Source organism: Micromonospora auratinigra, from assembly GCF_900089595.1.
Lineage (GTDB): Bacteria > Actinomycetota > Actinomycetes > Mycobacteriales > Micromonosporaceae > Micromonospora > Micromonospora auratinigra.
In genome coordinates, this window is the sequence record NZ_LT594323.1 from 4,723,813 (window position 1) to 4,740,936 (window position 17,124).

Annotated in this window: 12 protein-coding genes; 5 read left to right on the forward strand and 7 right to left on the reverse strand. The window is 74.6% G+C overall.

The window, feature by feature from the left end:
- The first annotated feature begins 25 nt into the window (after positions 1-25).
- The 4 genes from GA0070611_RS21175 to GA0070611_RS21190 all read left to right on the forward strand — a co-directional run bounded on the left by GA0070611_RS21175 (position 26) and on the right by GA0070611_RS21190 (position 5,853).
- Positions 26-1,627: an acyl-CoA carboxylase subunit beta gene (locus GA0070611_RS21175; RefSeq protein ID WP_091667057.1), complete on the forward strand. Its 1,602-nt coding sequence runs from the start codon at positions 26-28 to the stop codon at positions 1,625-1,627.
- 11 nt (positions 1,628-1,638) lie between these two features.
- Positions 1,639-3,618, forward strand: coding sequence for an ATP-binding protein (locus GA0070611_RS21180; protein ID WP_091667060.1), 1,980 nt, complete (start codon positions 1,639-1,641; stop codon positions 3,616-3,618).
- The gene (locus tag GA0070611_RS21185) at positions 3,615-4,778 is read left to right on the forward strand and encodes an acyl-CoA dehydrogenase family protein (protein WP_091667062.1); all 1,164 of its coding nucleotides are present in this window, start codon (positions 3,615-3,617) and stop codon (positions 4,776-4,778) included. The genes GA0070611_RS21180 and GA0070611_RS21185 overlap by 4 nt, the downstream gene beginning before the upstream one ends.
- 85 nt (positions 4,779-4,863) lie before the next feature.
- On the forward strand, positions 4,864-5,853 hold the full coding sequence (locus GA0070611_RS21190) for a hypothetical protein (protein ID WP_157740364.1): 990 nt from the start codon (positions 4,864-4,866) through the stop codon (positions 5,851-5,853).
- Positions 5,854-5,878: 25 nt separating this feature from the next.
- Here the strand turns inward: GA0070611_RS21190 and GA0070611_RS31545 are convergent, their stop codons facing one another.
- From GA0070611_RS31545 to GA0070611_RS21205, 3 genes are all read right to left on the reverse strand, one after another.
- Positions 5,879-6,883: a hypothetical protein gene (locus tag GA0070611_RS31545; protein WP_091667068.1), complete on the reverse strand. Its 1,005-nt coding sequence runs from the start codon at positions 6,881-6,883 to the stop codon at positions 5,879-5,881.
- Between the two features lie 116 nt (positions 6,884-6,999).
- The gene (locus GA0070611_RS21200; RefSeq protein WP_091667071.1) at positions 7,000-7,941 is read right to left on the reverse strand and encodes a transporter substrate-binding domain-containing protein; all 942 of its coding nucleotides are present in this window, start codon (positions 7,939-7,941) and stop codon (positions 7,000-7,002) included.
- 120 nt (positions 7,942-8,061) lie between these two features.
- Positions 8,062-9,864: an alpha/beta hydrolase gene (locus GA0070611_RS21205; protein WP_091667074.1), complete on the reverse strand. Its 1,803-nt coding sequence runs from the start codon at positions 9,862-9,864 to the stop codon at positions 8,062-8,064.
- A gap of 270 nt (positions 9,865-10,134) precedes the next feature.
- Here GA0070611_RS21205 and GA0070611_RS21210 point away from each other — a divergent pair, with 270 nt between their 5' ends.
- Positions 10,135-10,518, forward strand: a complete 384-nt coding sequence (locus GA0070611_RS21210) for a hypothetical protein (protein ID WP_091667077.1) — start codon at positions 10,135-10,137, stop codon at positions 10,516-10,518.
- On the opposite strand, the gene GA0070611_RS21215 is transcribed toward GA0070611_RS21210, so the two are convergent.
- The 4 genes from GA0070611_RS21215 to GA0070611_RS21230 all read right to left on the reverse strand — a co-directional run bounded on the left by GA0070611_RS21215 (position 10,505) and on the right by GA0070611_RS21230 (position 17,091).
- The gene (locus tag GA0070611_RS21215) at positions 10,505-12,013 is read right to left on the reverse strand and encodes a serine/threonine-protein kinase (RefSeq protein WP_091667080.1); all 1,509 of its coding nucleotides are present in this window, start codon (positions 12,011-12,013) and stop codon (positions 10,505-10,507) included. The two genes, GA0070611_RS21210 and GA0070611_RS21215, sit on opposite strands and share 14 nt — an antisense overlap.
- Positions 12,014-12,043: 30 nt before the next feature.
- Entirely contained in the window at positions 12,044-12,514 is a 471-nt protein-coding gene (locus GA0070611_RS21220) for a hypothetical protein (protein WP_091667083.1), read from the reverse strand.
- Positions 12,515-12,697: 183 nt separating this feature from the next.
- Positions 12,698-16,300, reverse strand: coding sequence for an adenylate/guanylate cyclase domain-containing protein (locus GA0070611_RS21225; protein ID WP_091667085.1), 3,603 nt, complete (start codon positions 16,298-16,300; stop codon positions 12,698-12,700).
- On the reverse strand, positions 16,297-17,091 hold the full coding sequence (locus GA0070611_RS21230; RefSeq protein WP_091667087.1) for an MBL fold metallo-hydrolase: 795 nt from the start codon (positions 17,089-17,091) through the stop codon (positions 16,297-16,299). Before GA0070611_RS21230 ends, GA0070611_RS21225 begins: the two co-directional genes overlap by 4 nt.
- Positions 17,092-17,124 lie beyond the last annotated feature (33 nt).

The window sequence follows — 17,124 nt, forward strand, 5'->3', positions numbered from 1 at the left end:
GCAGTCGCGAACGAAAGGAAGCTCTGTGAGTGTCCTGGAGAGTGCGATCGACCCGTCCTCGCCGGCCCACCGGGCCAACCGGGAGGCGCTGCTGGAACGGATCGCCGAACTGGAGGCGGAGCTGGACCGGGCCCGGGCGGGCGGCGGCGAGAAGTACGTGACCCGGCACCACGAGCGCGGCAAGCTGCTGCCCCGGGAGCGGATCGAGCTGCTGCTCGACCCGGACAGCCCGTTCCTGGAACTCTCGCCGGTGGCCGCGTACGGGACGGACTTCCCGGTCGGGGCTAGCACGGTGACCGGGATCGGCGTGGTCGAGGGCGTGGAGTGCCTGGTGGTCGCCAACGACCCGACGGTGCGCGGCGGCGCGATCAACCCGTGGTCGCTGGCGAAGACCCGGCGGGCCGGGGAGATCGCGCTGGCGAACCGGCTGCCGATGGTGAACCTGGTCGAGTCGGCCGGCGCGGACCTGCCCACCCAGGCGGAGATCTTCATCCCGGGTGGCCGGGTGTTCCGCGACCTGACCCGGCTCTCGGCCGAGAAGATCCCCACGGTCAGCGTGGTCTTCGGCAACGCGACGGCGGGTGGCGCGTACGTGCCGGGCATGTCGGACTTCACCATCATGATCCGGGACCGGTCGCAGGTGTACCTGGCCGGGCCGCCGCTGGTGAAGATGGCCACCGGCGAGGTCACCGACGACGAGTCGCTGGGCGGTGCCGCGATGCACGCGGGCACCTCCGGCCTGGCGGACTTCCTCGCCGAGGACGAACGGGACGGCATCCGGCTGGCCCGGCAGTGCGTCCGCCGGCTGAACCGGGGCAAGCAGGGGCCGTCCCCGCGCAACCCGTTCCCGCAGCCGCCGAAGTACGACCCGGAGGAGCTGCTCGGCATCGCCAGCGCCGACCTCAAGGTGCCGTTCGACCCGCGCGAGGTGCTGGCCCGGGTGCTCGACGGCAGCGAGTTCGACGAGTTCAAGCCGACCTACGGCACGGCCCTGGTCACCGGCTGGGGCGAGCTGCACGGCTACCCGGTCGGCGTGCTCGCCAACGCCCGGGGCGTGCTGTTCAGCGCGGAGGCGCAGAAGGCGGCCCAGTTCATCCAGCTCGCCAACGCCGCCGACACCCCGCTGATCTTCCTCCAGAACACCACCGGCTACATGGTCGGCACCGAGTACGAGCAGCGCGGCATCATCAAGCACGGCGCCCTGATGATCAACGCGGTGTCCAACTCGAAGGTGCCGCACCTGACGGTGAACCTGGGCGCCTCCTACGGCGCGGGCAACTACGGCATGTGCGGCCGGGCGTACGAGCCGAGGTTCCTGTTCACCTGGCCGAACGCGAAGTCGGCGGTGATGGGCCCGGCGCAGCTGGCCGGCGTGCTGTCGATCGTGGCCCGGCAGGCGGCCGCCGCCCGGGGACGCGAGTACGACGAGGACACCGACACCGCCATGCGGATGATGGTCGAGCAACAGATCGAGTCCCAGTCCGGGGCGCTCTTCCTCTCCGGCCGGCTCTACGACGACGGGGTGATCGATCCCCGGGACACCCGTACCGTCCTCGGGCTCTGCCTGTCGGCGATCCACAACGGACCGGTGAAGGGCGCCGACGGCTTCGGCGTCTTCCGGATGTAGGGGGCGCGCACATGATCACCAGACTTCTCGTGGCCAACCGGGGCGAGATCGCCCGCCGGATCTTCGCCACCTGCCGCGCGCTCGGTGTGCAGACGGTCGCCGTGCACTCCGACGCGGACGCCGACGCGCCCTTCGTCACCGAGGCCGACCGGGCCGTCCGGCTGCCCGGGAACACGCCGGCCGAGACGTACCTGCGGATCGGGGCGATCCTGGAGGCGGCCCGCCGGGCCGGCGCGGACGCCGTACACCCGGGCTACGGCTTCCTGGCCGAGAACGCCGAGTTCGCGGCGGCGGTGACCGACGCCGGGCTGACCTGGGTGGGGCCGCCGGCCAAGGCGATCGCCGCGATGGGCGACAAGATGGCGGCGAAGGCGCTGCTCGCCGACGCGGGCGTGCCGATGCTGCCCACCTGGACCGACGCCGACCAGGTCACCGGCTTCCCGGTGCTGGTGAAGGCGGCCGCCGGCGGCGGCGGGCGCGGCATGCGGGTGGTCCGCGACGCGGCCGGGCTCGCCGAGGCCGTCGCCTCCGCCCGCCGCGAGGCGGCCGCGGCGTTCGGCGACGGCACGGTCTTCATCGAGCGGTACGTGGAGCGGGGCCGGCACGTCGAGGTGCAGATCTTCGGCGACACCCACGGCAGTGTGCTGGCCCTCGGGGTGCGCGACTGCTCGATCCAGCGCCGGCACCAGAAGATCGTCGAGGAGGCCCCCGGGGTGCTGCCCGACGAGGTGCGCGAGCGGCTGCACGCCGCGGCGGTGGCCGCCGGCCGGGCGGTCGACTACGTCGGCGCGGGAACCGTCGAGTTCCTGCTCGCGCCCGACGGGGCGGTGTACTTCCTGGAGATGAACACCCGACTCCAGGTGGAGCACCCGGTCACCGAGCTGACCACCGGCCTGGACCTGGTCCGGCTGCAACTCCTGGTCGCCGAGGGCGAGCCACTGCCGCTCACCGGCACCCCGCCGGCCGACGGGCACGCGATCGAGGTACGGCTCTGCGCCGAGGACCCGGGCCAGGGTTTCCGCCCCGCCACCGGAGTCCTGCACCGGTTCGCGTTCCCCGGTGTGGCCGCCGAGTTCGGACCGGCCCGGGGCCTGCGCCTGGACTCCGGGGTGGTGGACGGCTCGACGGTGAGCGTGCACTACGACTCGATGCTGGCCAAGGTGATCGCCTGGGCGCCCACCCGGGCCGAGGCGGCCCGCGCGCTGGCCGGCGCGCTGGCCGGGGCCGAGCTGCACGGCGTGGCCACCAACCGGGACCTGCTGGTCCGGGTGCTGCGCAGCCGCGAGTTCGGCGCGGTGGAGATCGACACCGGTTTCCTGGAGCGGCACGAGGAGGTCTTCGCCCCGCTGCTCCCCGCCGACGAGCTGCCGCTGGCGGCCCTGGCCGCCGCGCTGGCGGGCGCCGCCGGCCGCCGGGCGTCCGCCCCGGTGCTCGCCGGGCTGCCCTCCGGCTGGCGGAACGTACCGGCCTTCCCGCAGGTCACCCGCTTCTCCGGGCCGGACGGCGAGATCGAGGTGCGGTACCGACTGGACCGCACCGGCGGCCTCGCCGAGTGGTCCGTCGACCCGGCCGGCACCGGGCAGCCCGCCGACGTGACGCTGGTCGGGGCCGCCCCCGACCGGGTGACCCTCGACGTCGACGGGGTGCGGCGGCTGTTCCGCGTACGCCGGGTGGGGTCGGCGGTCTTCGTGGACGGCCCGGACGGGGCGGCGAGCCTCACCGAGCTGCCGCGTTTCCCGCTGCCCACCCCCGAGCCGGCGGCCGGGTCGCTGCTCGCGCCGCTGCCCGGCGCGGTGACCCGGGTGCACGTCGAGGTGGGCCAGCGGGTCGCCGCCGGGGAGCTGCTGCTGACCCTGGAGGCGATGAAGCTCGAACATCCCGTGCTCGCCCCGACCGACGGCGTGGTCGCCGAACTGCCCGTGCCGGCCGGCGGTCAGGTCGAGACCGGCGCCGTGCTCGCCGTGGTCACCACCGAGGAGGACCCCCGATGAACTTCGACCTCACCCCCGAGCAGGACCAGCTCCGCGACGCCGTCCGGGCACTGGGCCGCAGGTACGGCCACTCCTACTTCGTCCAGAAGGCGAAGGCGGGCGAGCACACCACCGAGCTGTGGCACGAGGCCGGCCGGCTCGGCTACCTCGGCGTCAACATCCCCACCGAGTACGGCGGCGGGGGCGGCGGCATCACCGAGCTGGCCATCGTCTGCGAGGAGCTGGCCGCGGCCGGCTGCCCGCTGCTGCTGCTGGTGGTCTCCCCCGCCATCGCCGCCACCGTGATCAACAAGCACGGCACCGAGGCGCAGCGCAAGCGGCACCTGCCCGGCCTGGCCGACGGCTCCCAGAAGATCGTCTTCGCGATCACCGAGCCGGACGCGGGCTCGAACTTCCACCGGCTCGGCACGGTGGCCCGCCGGGACGGCGACGACTGGCTGCTCTCCGGCCGCAAGGTCTACATCTCCGGCGTCGACGAGGCCGGGCACGTGCTGGTGGTCGCCCGGACCGAGGATGCTTCCAGCGGGAAGCTCAAGCCCGCGCTGTTCCTCGTGCCGACCGACGCGCCCGGCCTGGAGAAGTCCAAGCTGGACATGGAGATCCTCTCCCCGGAGAACCAGTTCCTGCTCTTCCTGGACGACGTGCGGCTGCCCGCCGACGCGCTGGTCGGCGAGTCGCTGGACGCCGGCCTGCCGGCGCTCTTCGCCGGGCTCAACCCGGAACGGATCACGGTCGCCGCGATGGGCGCCGGCACCGGCCGGTACGCCATCGAGCGGGCCAGCGAGTACACCGCGACCCGGAAGGTCTGGGGCGGTCGTTCCATCGGCTCCCACCAGGGCGTCGCGCACCCGCTGGCGCACGCCGCCGTCCAGGTCGAGCTGGCCCGGCTGATGATCCACAAGGCGGCCACCCTCTACGACGCCGGGCGGGACCTGGAGGCCGGCGTCTCCGGCAACATGGCCAAGTACGCGGCCGGCGAGGCCGCCGCGCTCGCCGTCGACACCGCCGTGCAGGCGCTCGGCGGGGCCGGCATGACCACCGAGTACGGCGTGGCCACCCTGCTCGGCGCGGTCCGGGCCGGGCGGATCGCCCCGGTCAGCCGGGAGATGATCCTCAACTTCGTCGCCCAGCACGTACTCGGCCAGGACAAGTCCTACTGACCCGGAAAGGGTGTCCGAAACGACACCTCGTGCGGTCGGTCCCGCGCTGCCAGGATCGAGCGGGACCGACCACACGGGAGGGTGCATGGACAGAAGAGCACTGCTCAGAGGGATCGCCGGGGCCGCCGTGGCCGCGCCGGCCGCCGGCCTGCTCGGCGCGTCGCCGGCCGAGGCGGCGACCTACTACGTCATGGCGACCGAGCAGGCCGGCGGACGGATCCTCCGGTTCAACCCGGCGGCCTGGAGCGGTGGGACGACCCTGTGGCAGGCGCCCAGCCGGACCGGCACCTGGACGAACCTGTCGGACGTGAAGCGCCGGGGCACCGCCCGGTGGGGCAACGTCATGCTGGTCACCTCGTCGGGGGCGGGTGACTACCTGGGCCGGGCGGCGATGATCGACGAGAGCGCGATCAGCTCGTCGCACACCGGCGGCATCGTCTGGCAGACCACGGTCGACGGCAACCCGCACTCGATCGAGCGGATCGAGGGGCGCGGCGCGATCGTGGTGGCCACCTCGAAGGGCGCCACCGGTTCGGCCAGCGGGGGCGGCCTGCACCTGTACGTGCCGAGCAGCAACGGGGGCACGCCGAGCACCCACCGGGCGCAGTTCATCAGCTTTCCGGGCGCGCACGGCGTGATCTACAACACGAACGGCTTCGTCATCGCGGTGGGTAGCGGCGAGGTGCGGCTCTACTCGTTGACCGGGGACGGCTCGTCGACCCGGTTGAAGTACCGCACCAAGCTCACCTTCAGCGACGGCGCGGGGCGGGCGAAGACCGGGCACGACATCCTGCCCGACCACAAGGGCAGCGGATACTTCTTCACCTCGTCGTACAACGTGCGCTCGCTCAGCCTGGTCTACGCCGGCAGCAGCTGGCAGATGACGTCCAACGTGGTCAGCACCGCCGACCACGTGAAGGCGTACACCCGGCTGCCGAACGGGGTGCGGACCTGGGTGGTGCCGGGCTCCGGCGAGGGCGAGTGGAGCAGGACGATCCACTTCAGCTCCGGCAACCACAGCAAGAGCGGTGCCCGCTTCTACCGGGTGCGCTACTACACCACCGCGTTCGGCTGACCGGCCCGGTACGGCGGGTGCCCGGTCACCCGCCGTACCGGCGGTCGACGGTGCGGCACGCCGCGTCGATCCGGTGCACCGGCCGGACCCGCCGGCCCAGCCCCTCCAGCAGCGAGTCCTCGACGTGGAAGTCCCGGATCCGCAGACTCCGCCGGGGCAGCTCGTCCTCGCTGGGGCAGAGCACCTGGGCGCGGACCTGACCGACCGGCACGTACCGGACGCCGCCGCGCTCCTGGAGCAGCACCACGTTCACGTCGTCCACGGTGACCACGTGGCCACGGACGTCCTCGCTGACCCCGGGCGCCGACTCGACGGTGGTCACGGTGAGCGGCAGCACCGGGGTGGTGATCACCGGCAGCGCCGCCCAGACCAGCATCGCCAGCACCGCCGCCTCGGTCACCGAGGCCAGCGGCCGGATCACCGCGGCCGGCAGCGGCCCGGTGACGAAGAGGGCCAGCACCGGGGGTACGACGAGCAGCACGACCGCCAGCACCTCGCCCTGCCGCCCGGCGTCCAGCAGGGTCGGCCCGAGCAGCCAGAGGTACCCGGCGAGGCCGGCGCAGAGCAGGAGCACCCGGGGTACCCGCTGCTCGTGCAGCCGCTCCGGGCTGAGCTGGAACGCCGCCACGAAGGCCGGGACGAGCAGCGGCAGGTAGAGCAGCGGCCAGGTGACCAGAGCCAGCAGGAAGCTGGCCACCGCGAACCAGGCCGGGGTGACGTCCACCCAGCGGGCGAAGAGCGGCCGGCGGATCCCCGGCGGCATCCGTTCCACGCTGACCCGCAGCACCGCGCCGAGCGCGAAGACAGCGACCAGCCCGGTGGAGAGCAGCCGCGCGGCGGTGGTGAGGAAGCCGGCCAGCAGGTTGACCGTGCCGACGTTGGCGACCAGCAGCAGCGTGGTCTGGAGTTCACCGCCGGCCTCCACGCCGAGCCGCAGCACCGAGAAGACCGCCGGTACGCCGACCACCGCGGTCCAGAACGACTGGCTGGCCCGTGCCCGGCGCTCGGCCGGGTCCTGCCGGACCGGCACGGGTCTCCCGTTATCCGCCGCCGCCCCGGGCTCCGCCGCCGGTCCCGGTGCTGCCGCCGGTCCCGGCGCTGCCGCCGGCGCGGGCGGCCCGGGTGGGTCGGCCGTGGCCGGCGCGGTCACCGCCGGGGCGCCTTGTCGTCGAAGTCGACGAGCTTCGGCACCTGCAACGGCTGCGGCTGCGACTTGTCGGCCTTCAGCCACGGGCCCAGGGTGCGGTTGTACGCGGTCAGCCAGGGGCTGCTGATCCCGTCCCGCCCCTCCAGATAGCTCTTCTGGAGGAAGAACGCGACCAGGTCACGCAGCGCGGGATCACCGATCGGCACCCCGACGCCGAGCAGCTCGCTGGTGCCGAAGGGCATGTCGACGATCTCGAACTCGGTCGGGTAGCGGGACAGGAAGCCGGCGAGGATCGTCTCGTCGGAGCTGACCGCGTCGTAGCGTCCCTCGCGGATGCCCTTGACGCAGTCCCCGACCTCCTTCACCACGTACGCCTTGACCTGGTGCTTCTCCAGTTCGGCCTCGGTGGTGGAGCCGCCGCTGGTGCAGACCCGGTACTCCGGCTTGCGCAGGTCCTCGATGGTGCGGATGCGGTCCCGCAGCCGCTTCGGCACCATCGCCTCCTGCGTGGTGACGAAGTACGGCCCGGCGAAACTGACCAGCTTCTCCCGCTCCTCGGTCATCGAGAAGCTGGAGACCACCAGGTCGACGGTGCCGCCCTGCAGTGCCGGGATGCGGTCCTCGGTGGCCAGCGCCACCCACTGGATCCGCTGGTCCCCGGCGAAGCCGAGGGACGAGGCGATGTAGCGGGCGATCTCCACGTCGAAGCCGGTGTGGACGCCGTCGCGCAGCTCCCCCATCAGCGGCTCGGTGGTGGCCACCCCGATCTTGATCTTCGCCTGCCCGTCGACGTGCGACTCGCGCAGCTTGTCGAGGACCGACGGCAGCGGCGGCTCACGGCGGTTGTCGCAGCCGGCCGCGGCGGCCAGGGTCAGGGTCAGCGCCACGGCGAGGGTGGTGGCGACGGACCGGAACCGGTGACGGCGGGAGACCTCGTTCATGGGTGACCTCGATCACGGACGGCGGAGCACCCAGGGTAGCGGCCACGACACAATGGAGTGAGGGCCGGTGGGCCCGGGGTACGGCGGATGCCCGATCACCCGCCGTACCCCGGGGGTCCGTCAGCGGACGGTCAGCGTGCCGACCACCGGCAGCGGCGCGACGACCGGCGGGAGCCGCTTCGGCTCGCCCCGGGCCGGGCGGCCGGCGCGGGCCAGGTCGCTCTTCGTGGCGCTGGCCCGGGCGTCCGCCGGCTTGCCGGGCATCCCCGGGTCGTCGACGAACGGCTGGCTGTCACCCTTGCAGACCGTGCCCTTCGCCGGCGGCGTCCCGGTGAGCAGGTAGGTGTCCACGGCCCCGGTCACGCAGTCCGAGGTGCCGTACGCGGTGTGCCCCCAGCTGTCGCTGCTGAGCAGCCGGCTGTTCGGCAGCAGCTTCGCCGAGCCGACCGCGCCCTGGTAGTTGGTCGCCGGGTCCCAGTAGTTGCCGACCACCAGCACCGGCGCGGCGGTGCGCCGGTCGAACGGGCCGGTCCAGGCGTCCTCGTCCCGCACCGTCCAGGTGTTGCGGGCGCAGGGCGCGGTGCCCCAGGCCCAGGCCCGGCCGAAGTACGGGGCCCGCTTGTCCTCCTGCGCGACCAGCGCCGGCCAGTCGGCGGCCTTGCGTGGGTGGTACGCGTCGGTGCAGTCGACCGTCAGGAAGGTCTCCAGCCCGTTGTCGTACGGGAAGTCGTACCCGCGCTGCTGGCGGGCCTTGGCGGCGCGCTGGGCCAGCGCGGTGCGAGCCTGCGCCCGGGCCGCCGTGGCGGCGGTCGGATCGGTCAGCACCAGCAGCTGCTCGGTGAGGTCGACGACGTTCATCCAGCCGGACGGGTCGTAGAGCGAGCCGAGGGTGGCGCCGACGAAGTCGGCGTAGCTGACCGTGAACTGCCCGAAGTCCGGGTCGTCGATCACCGCCGGCTTCTTGCGCAGCCGCTGCGCCACCGTCTCGTACACCTGCACCGGGTCGCCGGCCGAGGCCAGCGAGCACTTCTCCGCGCCGGCCTTCGCGCAGCGCACCAGGATCTCGTGCAGCGCCTTGTACGCGCCGTCGGCGCTGCGCAGCCGGGTCTCCTGGAGCTGGTCGCGGGCCTTGCCCCGGCCGACCCAGGAGTTCGGGTTGAGCACCCCGTCGACGACGAGCGCCCGGAACCGGTCCGGGAACATGTTGGCGTAGTACTGGCCGAGCGCGGTGCCGTAGCTGAAGCCCAGGTAGGTGAGCTTCTTGTCACCGACCGCACGGCGCAGCACGTCCATGTCCCGGGCCACCTCGGCGGTGGACGCCGCCCCGGTCAACGGCTTGCCGGTGGTCGAGCAGGCCCGGCCGACCGTCTCCGAGGCGGTGACGTACGCCCGCTCCTCCGCCTTGGTCCACGGGAAGGCCACGTTCAGCCCGGCGTACGCCCGGGTCTGGTCCTTCACCGACGGGAAGCACTTGACGTTCTGGCTGGCCGCGACGCCCCGCGGGTCGACCCCGACGATGTCGAAGCGGTCGAGCAGGTCGTCGCCGAGGAAGTACGGCGCGGCGAGGGCGATGTCCGTGCCGGAGCCGCCCGGACCGCCCGGGTTGAGGAAGAGGCTGCCGATCTTGTGCTTCTGGTCGCGGGCCTTGACCCGCAGCACCGCCACCTCGGTGGTGGCGCCGTTCGGCCGGTCGTAGTCGAGCGGCAGTTGGACGGTGGCGCACTCGGCGTAGTCGTAGCAGGCGTACCAGTCGAGCTGCGGTGTCGGTACGCGGTCGACCCGGCGGGCCTCGGCGGGGCTGGTCCGGTCCGAGAAGGACGGACGGCCCCAGGCGGAGGCCGGGGAGGACGGCGCGAGCGCCGCTCCGGCGAGGACGACACCGGCGATCCCTGCTGCGGTGAGGGACCGGACTGCACGTGGCATGTGGCTGCCTTCCGGTGGGGAACGGGGTTCCGTCGAGGAGACCTCGACCCTCGCCACTCTAGGGATCGGCACCCAACCCGTCCGCCCCGCAAACGCGGATCAGAGAGACAAATTGCCGATTGATGTAACGAAATTTTCTTGATCGACGCTATCTGCGCCTCCACCGACCGCCAGGGCCGACCGGTGTCCACCGGGGAATCGGACACCCGGCCCGGCACCGCGCCCGGATCGGCCGGTTGACAGGTGGCGGGCCTGGACCATGCTGGACCGGTGAGTCCGTTCCCCAAGTCCGACGCCCGGGTGAAGGCCGCCGTCGCGGCGGTCGCGGCGGTGGCCGTGCTGGTGACCCTGGTCCTCTGGCGCCCCGCCGGCCTGCTCTCGGTGGCGCTGGCCCTGCTCTGCGTGCTACTCGGCGTGATCGCCGGGGTCACCGCCAGCGCCGCCCGGCAGGCCGCCGACGAGGCGCCGGCCCCCAGTTGGCCGACCCCACCGGCCTACGACCTCGACGCCGAGACCCTCGGCGGGCTGGACCCCCGGGCCGTGCGGGACGCCCGGGGGGCGGGCCTGCCCGGCCTCGACGCCGACACCCTGGAGGCGCTCGACCCGCGCGAGATCCGCCAGAGCCGGCAGGTGAACGGCCTCAGCGACCGGTGAGCGTCGGCACGGCGAGCGCGTCCACGCCCCGCCCGGCCAGGCACCGGTAGGTGCGGTCGACGCCCGGATCGGCGGGCGGCAGCACCTCCAGGTTCCAGCCGCCGGCCTGCCGCACCCCGCTGACGAGCCGGAACGTGCTCACGTTGCAGACCCGCTGGACGGCCGGATCGGCCGCGACCGCGTCGTGCCCGGTCCCGGCCAGCGTCGTCGGCAGGTCACCCACCGCATAGGTCTCCCAGGTGTGCCGGCCGTCGCACGGCACCCGGGCCGCCTCCGCCCGGTCGCGGCGCAGCCGTACCGGGCCGAAACACTCCAACTCGGACGCGCAGTGGGCACCCGCCGGCAGGCGCACCCCCTCGGCCGCGCACCCCGGCACGACCGGGGCCCCGGTCGGCCCGACCACCCCGCTGGCCACCGGCGTCGGCGTGACCACCGGCGGCGCGGCCCCACCCCACCAGGCACCGGCGCCGGCCGAGGCGGCCAGCGCCAACGCGCCCGCGCCGCCGAGGAACCAGCGACGCCGCCACCGCCGGCCGGAGACCGGCATCGTGGGATGGTCGTCGGTCGCCGGTCGCGGGCCCGGCTGCCCCGTCCGGGTGTACGGCCATCCGGTGGTCGTACCGCCCCCTGTCGCCGGTGGGCCGGAGAAGGGCGCGCCGGGCGCGTTCGGGTCGAGCGGCACGGCCGCCAGCATCGCGCCCAGCTCCGCCGCCGAGGGACGGCCCCCCGGATCGTTCGACATGCCGAGCCGGAGCACGTCGATCAGTTCCTCGGGCACCCCGGGCAGGCCGGGGATCGGCTGGTGGAACATCTCCAGCACGGTGACCAGGCTCGGGTTGCGCTCCGACTGCCAGCGCGGCGGCCGGCCGTGCATCACCGCGTAGAGGGTGGCGCAGAGCGCGTACACGTCCACCGCCGGCGAGGGCGGGCTGTGGCTGAACATCTCCGGCGGCGCGTACGCCGGGGTGAGCACCTCCAGCGTGACCGAGGCGTCGCGCACCTCGGCCAGCACCGCCAGCCCGAAATCGGCCAGCACCGCCGGGTTGAAGTGCGAGTAGAGGATGTTGGCCGGCTTGACGTCGCGGTGCAGCACTCCCGCCGCGTGCGAGTGGGCGAGCGCGTCGGCGATCTTCACGCCCAGGTCACGGGTCTCCGCCGGGCCCAGCGGCGAGGTGCGCATCCGCTCGGCGTACGACCCGTCGCAGAGTTCCATGATCAGGTACGGGTGCTGGTCGACGGTGACCCCGACGTCGAAGAGGTCGACCACGTGCGGGTGCGAGGACATCTTCCCGGCGGCCCGCGCCTCGCGCAGGAACCGGGCCTGGTCGCGCTCGCTGTCCAGGGTGCGGTTCTCGACCTTGACCGCGACCTCCCGCCCCACCGAGATCTGGGTCGCCCGGTACACGGTGGCGTAACCGCCCCGGGCGAAGACCTCCAGATCGGTCAGACCGGGCACGATGGGCAGCCGCAGGGCGCCGGGCGGGGTGTCGGTCACAGCTCGAAAATACCCAATGATCCGCGTCGCTCAGGAGACCGCGTCGGCCGTCGGTGCCGCCGCAGGCTCCCCGCCACCCGCCGCGACCGCCCGGCCGGCACCCGCCCGGCGCGCGTCCCACCACAGGCCGGCGGCCGTCGCGACGGCCCCCAGCCCTTCCCAGGCAGCGACCCCGAAGAACCGGCCCGGTGCGACGCCGGAGAGCACCGCGATGCTGAAGACGGTGAACGTGACCAGGCGGAACACCACCGTGAAGCGGTAGAACGGCCGCCATTCGGTGGCCGCCGCGAGCAGGTAGTAGACCCCCATGTTGAACGAGGCCATCGAGGACGCGGTGAGGAACGTTCCGGTGTAGTCACCGGCGGCCCGCTCGGCCGGCACCTCGAAACCGAGCAGCCGCAACTGGGCCTCCGGCCAGATCAACCCGAGCGCGCCCAGCACCAGTGCCAGCACCCCGAAGACCGCGACCGTCCAGCCGGCGCCGGAACGCGGCAGCCTCATCCGTCCTCCCCCATTTCGCCGAGCACCGCCATGGCGGCCCCCTCGGCCCCACACGCTAACCGCCCCCCACGACACACACATCCCCGGAACCGGCAGACCTCCCCACCCCCTGCCCGCCCGCCCCGCCCGCTGATTCACGGAAAGAGTGGCTCTCCGGCCCGGGAGAACGACTCTTTCCGTGAATCAGCGGGTCGACGACGGGGAAGGGGGTGCGGACAGGCGGACGCGGAGCGTCTCGGCAGCGGCCCGCTCGCTGCGCTGCTCGGTGGCGTACGCGAGGCGGACCGCCTCCTCGGCGCTGGCCAGCGCCTCGGTGTCCCGGCCGCAGGCGGCCAGCGTCTCGGCCAGTACGCAGGCCGCGATGACCTGGCTGCGGACGTCCTCGGCGGGCACCCGCATCGCCCGCTGCGCCCAGTCGAGGGCCTGCTCGCGCTGGCCGTGGGCGAGCAGCGCGCTGGCGTACCGGGCCATCGTCTGGCGGCGCGAGAAGAGCAACGACGGGGTGTTGGCCGCGGTGGTGGCGACCGGGGCGAGCAGCCCCACCGCGGTCGCCGGGTCACCGGCCGCCAGCCGCGCCATGGCCAGCAGCACCCGGGGCGCCACCTGGGCCGGCGCCTGCGGGTTGTGCGGCTCGACGGTGGTCAGCACCGCCCGGGCGTCCCGCTCGGCGGCCTCGTGGTCGCCCATGTCCAGCGCCACGAAGCCGCGCAGCGTGCCCGCCATCCCGGTCAGCAGCGGGTGCGACGTCCGGTCGGCGTACGCCAGCGCGTCGGTCAGCAGGTCGGCGGCGTGTTCCGGCTCGCCCAGCCCGCGTGCCACCACCCCCCGGACGACCAGCGCGAAGCCCTGCCCCCAGTCGTCGCCGACCTCGGCGAACTCCCGGTACGCGCGGCGTGCCTGCCGGTCCGCCTCGGCCAGCTCACCCAGCTCGGCGGTGGCGTACGCCTCGACCGCCCGCAGCGTGCCGACCGCCCACGCCTCACCGACCCGCTCGCCGAAGGGCAGGAAGACCTGCGCCATCCGGCAGGCCTCCCGCAGCCGGCCGGCGAGCAGTCGGGCGAACGCGGTGGTGCCGCGCAGCCAGGCCCGCCCGTACGGGTCCTTCAGCTCGGCGAAGAGCCGGGCGGCCCGCCCCAGCACCGCGTCGGTGCCGGCGAAGTCGCCCCGGGTGGTGGTCACCCAGGCCAGGTTCTGCAACGACCAGGCCTGTCCGCGCGGGTCCCGGGCGGACAGGCTGACCTGGTAGGAGGCGGCCAGCCGGCTGCTCGCCTGACCCAACCGGCCGGCGATGAAGTCGGCCATGCCGAGCCGGCGCATCGCCGAGGCGCGCAGCGTCGGCAGCTCCGCCTCGGTGGCCACCTGCAACGCCTCCTGCCAGGCGCGTTCGGCCCGGTCGGCGTCGCCGAGCGCCTGGTGGGCCTGCCCGGCCAGCAGCAGCGCGCTGACCCGGGTGGCTGCCGCGTCCCCGGCGTTGGCGGTGATCTTCTCGGCGAAGGCGAGCGCGTCGGTCGGTCGGCCGATCTGGAGCAGCGCCCGGGCGTGCACCACCCGGTCGGCCGGCGGCACGCCGTCCCGGGCCAGCTCGGCGGCGCGTTCGGCGTACTCGACGGCCAAGGCCGGCTCACCGGAGCGCAGGGCGCGGCGGGCGGCCCGGCCGAGCGCGGCGACACCCAGCGGGAGCACCGTCCGGGCCGCCGCGTCGGGGCGCAGCTTCACCAGGTCGGCGAGAGCGCCGGCACGTTCGACGTGCTCGGCGACGAAGTCGTCCCGGGCGGCCTCGGTGAACCCGCCGGCCGGGGCGGCCGGCGCGACCGCGCTCTCCGGGGCGGCCCAGCGGGCCAGCGCGGCGTGCCGCTCGGCCAGCTCGGCCCGGCTCACCCCGGCGTAGGCGGCCTCCCGCATCAGCGGGGTGGCGAAGGCGTACCCGGTGCGGGTGCGGTGCAGCATGCGGCGTTGCAGCAGCTCCTCCACGGCCCGGTCCAGCTCGACCGCGGCCACCGCCGCCGGGCGGCCGGCCAGGCCGACCCGCTGTTCCCGCAGCGCCTCCAGCGCGCCGGTGGGCACGGTGTCGCCGACCACCGCCGCGTCCCGCAGCACCGAGCGGGCGTCCGGCGGCAGCGCGTCGATCCGGGCGGCGAGCACCGCGGCCAGGTCGCGGGAGAGCAGCCGGCTGCCCAGCGAGCCGGGCGCCAGCCGCCAGCCGACGTCGGCGCCCCGGCCCGGGCCGGCGGTCAGCGCCCCGCGCTCCATCAGCAGGGTGACCAGCTCGGCCAGGTAGAACGGGTTGCCCTGGGCGGTGGCGAGCAGCCGGTCGGCGTCGGCCTGCGGCAGCCGGCCGCCGCCGAGATAGGTGGTGAGCAGGCGGGAGGCGTCCGCGCCGCGCAGCGGGGGCAACGCGTGCACCTCGGCGTCCGCCACCCGGGTCAGCGCGCCGGCGGTACGCACCAGCTCCGGGCGGCCGAGCAGCAGCACCAGCACCGGACCGCTGAGCCGGTTGAGGGTCAGCGCGAGCGCCTTGACGGTCTCCGCGGTGGCGTCGTGCAGGTCGTCCACCACGATCACCAGCGGCGCTTCCACGGCGAGCGCGCTGAGCAGGTCGGCGACGGCGTTCGGCACGGCCTCGGCGTCCGGGGGCGGGGCGGCGGCGTTCCATTCGCCGTTCTCGCCGGCCGCGGGCAGCTCGGCGTACCCGAGCAGGGCCAGGAGCTGGTCGACGGCGACCGGGGGCGGCTCGCCGGGGAGCCGGCCGAGGCGCTGGCCGAGCCGGCGCAGCCGCTCCTCCACCGCCGGCCGGGTGAGCGCGGTGGCCGGGTCGTTGGGCAGGCCGACGGCCGCCCGCACCAGGTCGGCGAGGGGAGCCAGCCGGCGCCGCTCGCCGAACGCGGCGCAGCGGACCGAGAGCACCCGGGCGCCGGTGTGCGCGGCGTACCGGCCGGCGCCCACGTCGTAGCCAGCGGCGAGGCGTTCCACCTCGGCCGCGAACCGGGACTTGCCGATCCCCGCCTCGGCGGTCATCAGCAGCACCCGGGGCTCGCCCCGGTCGATCACCTCGGCGAGCCGGCCGGCGATCCGGCCGATCTCGGTCTCCCGCCCCACGAAGGGGGCCTCGTCACCGAGGCCGGACCGGGTGCCCGGGGCGTCCAGGAGCCCCAGCAGCTCGTACGCCTCGACCGGCTCGCGCTTGCCCTTGAGCCGCAGCGGTCGCAGTGCCCGCCAGGAGGCGACGTGCCGGGTGGCGGCGGAGGTGCGGGCCCCCGCGTACACCGCGCCCACGGCGGCGGCGTCGGCGAGCCGGGCGGCGGTGTTCACCGTGTCGCCGATGACCGTGTACTCGATGGCCGCCTGGATGCCGGCGATCACGTCCCCGGTGTTCAACCCGACCCGCAGGCCGAGCGGCGCGCCGCCGCCGCGTTCGTCGTCGAGCACCCGGCGGACGGCCCGCTGCATGGAGAGCGCGGCACGGACGGCCCGCTCGGCGTCGTCCTCGTGCGCCACGGGCGCGCCGAAGACCGCCATGATCCCGTCGCCGGTCAGCTTGTCGACGTGCCCGCCGAAGGTCTTGACCGCGCCGGCGAGGGCGGCCAGCACCCGGTCGGTGACCGCGCCGACCCGTTCCGGGTCGAGGTCCTCGGACCAGGAGGTGAAGTCGGAGAGGTCGCCGAAGAGCACGGTGACCACCCGTCGCTCGGCGGCGGGCAGGGTGGCGGCGGCCGGCAGCGCGGCCCCGCAGTTGTGGCAGAACTTCGCGCCGGGCACGGCGACGGTCCCGCACACCGGGCAGGTCACGGCTGCTCCACCCCGAGGTATTCCAGCTGCGCGCGCACCGACCACTCGGCGGCCCACCAGAGCGACCGGTCGACGTCGGCGTAGACGGCGGCGACCACCTCGGGCGCGGTGGTCGCCCCGGCGGCGACCGCCGCCCGGACCTGGTCGAGCCGGGCCCGCCGGTGGGCCAGGTAGAACTCCGCCGCCGCGCCGCAGTCGGCCAGCGCCGGGCCGTGCCCGGGCAGCGCCGGCACCTCCCGGTACGCCGACAGCAGCTCCAGGCTCGACAGGTAGTCGCCGAGGTGCCCGTCGGGGTGGGCGACCACGGTGGTGCCCCGGCCCAGGATCGTGTCGCCGGTGAGCACCACCCGCTCGTCACCGTGCTCGACCAGGAAGCAGACCGAGTCGGCGGTGTGCCCGGGGGTGGGGACGGCCCGGATGGCGAGGCCGCCGTCCGGCGTGGTGCCGGAGGTCAGCGGCTCGCCGCCGATGCTGTGCGCGGGGTCGACGGCGAGCACGCGCGCCCCGCCGAGCAGCGCGCTGAGCCGGGGTGCGCCCTCGGTGTGGTCCGGGTGCCCGTGGGTGATCAGCACGAACCCGACCGGCCCGTGCGCCGCGATCGCGGCCAGGTGCCCCTCGTCGGCGGGGCCCGGGTCGATCACGACCGCGTGCTCCGCGCCGGGGGCCCGCAGCACCCAGGTGTTGGTGCCGTCGAGCGTCATCGGCCCGGGGTTCGGCGCGCGCAGCAGCGTCACCCACCCCGGCAGTTCGTCCGCGAGCGCCCCCACCGCCCCGGTCACATGCCCACCCATGGCAGCGATCGTACGACCCCGCCCGCCACTCCC

Coding starts and splice junctions, on each gene's coding strand:
- GA0070611_RS21180 (WP_091667060.1), top strand. CDS start 1,639: ATGATCACCAGACTTCTCGTGGCCAACCGGGGCGAGATCGCCCGCCGG.
- GA0070611_RS21185 (WP_091667062.1), top strand. CDS start 3,615: ATGAACTTCGACCTCACCCCCGAGCAGGACCAGCTCCGCGACGCCGTC.
- GA0070611_RS21190 (WP_157740364.1), top strand. CDS start 4,864: ATGGACAGAAGAGCACTGCTCAGAGGGATCGCCGGGGCCGCCGTGGCC.
- GA0070611_RS21200 (WP_091667071.1), bottom strand. CDS start 7,941: ATGAACGAGGTCTCCCGCCGTCACCGGTTCCGGTCCGTCGCCACCACC.
- GA0070611_RS21205 (WP_091667074.1), bottom strand. CDS start 9,864: ATGCCACGTGCAGTCCGGTCCCTCACCGCAGCAGGGATCGCCGGTGTC.
- GA0070611_RS21220 (WP_091667083.1), bottom strand. CDS start 12,514: ATGAGGCTGCCGCGTTCCGGCGCCGGCTGGACGGTCGCGGTCTTCGGG.
- GA0070611_RS21230 (WP_091667087.1), bottom strand. CDS start 17,091: ATGGGTGGGCATGTGACCGGGGCGGTGGGGGCGCTCGCGGACGAACTG.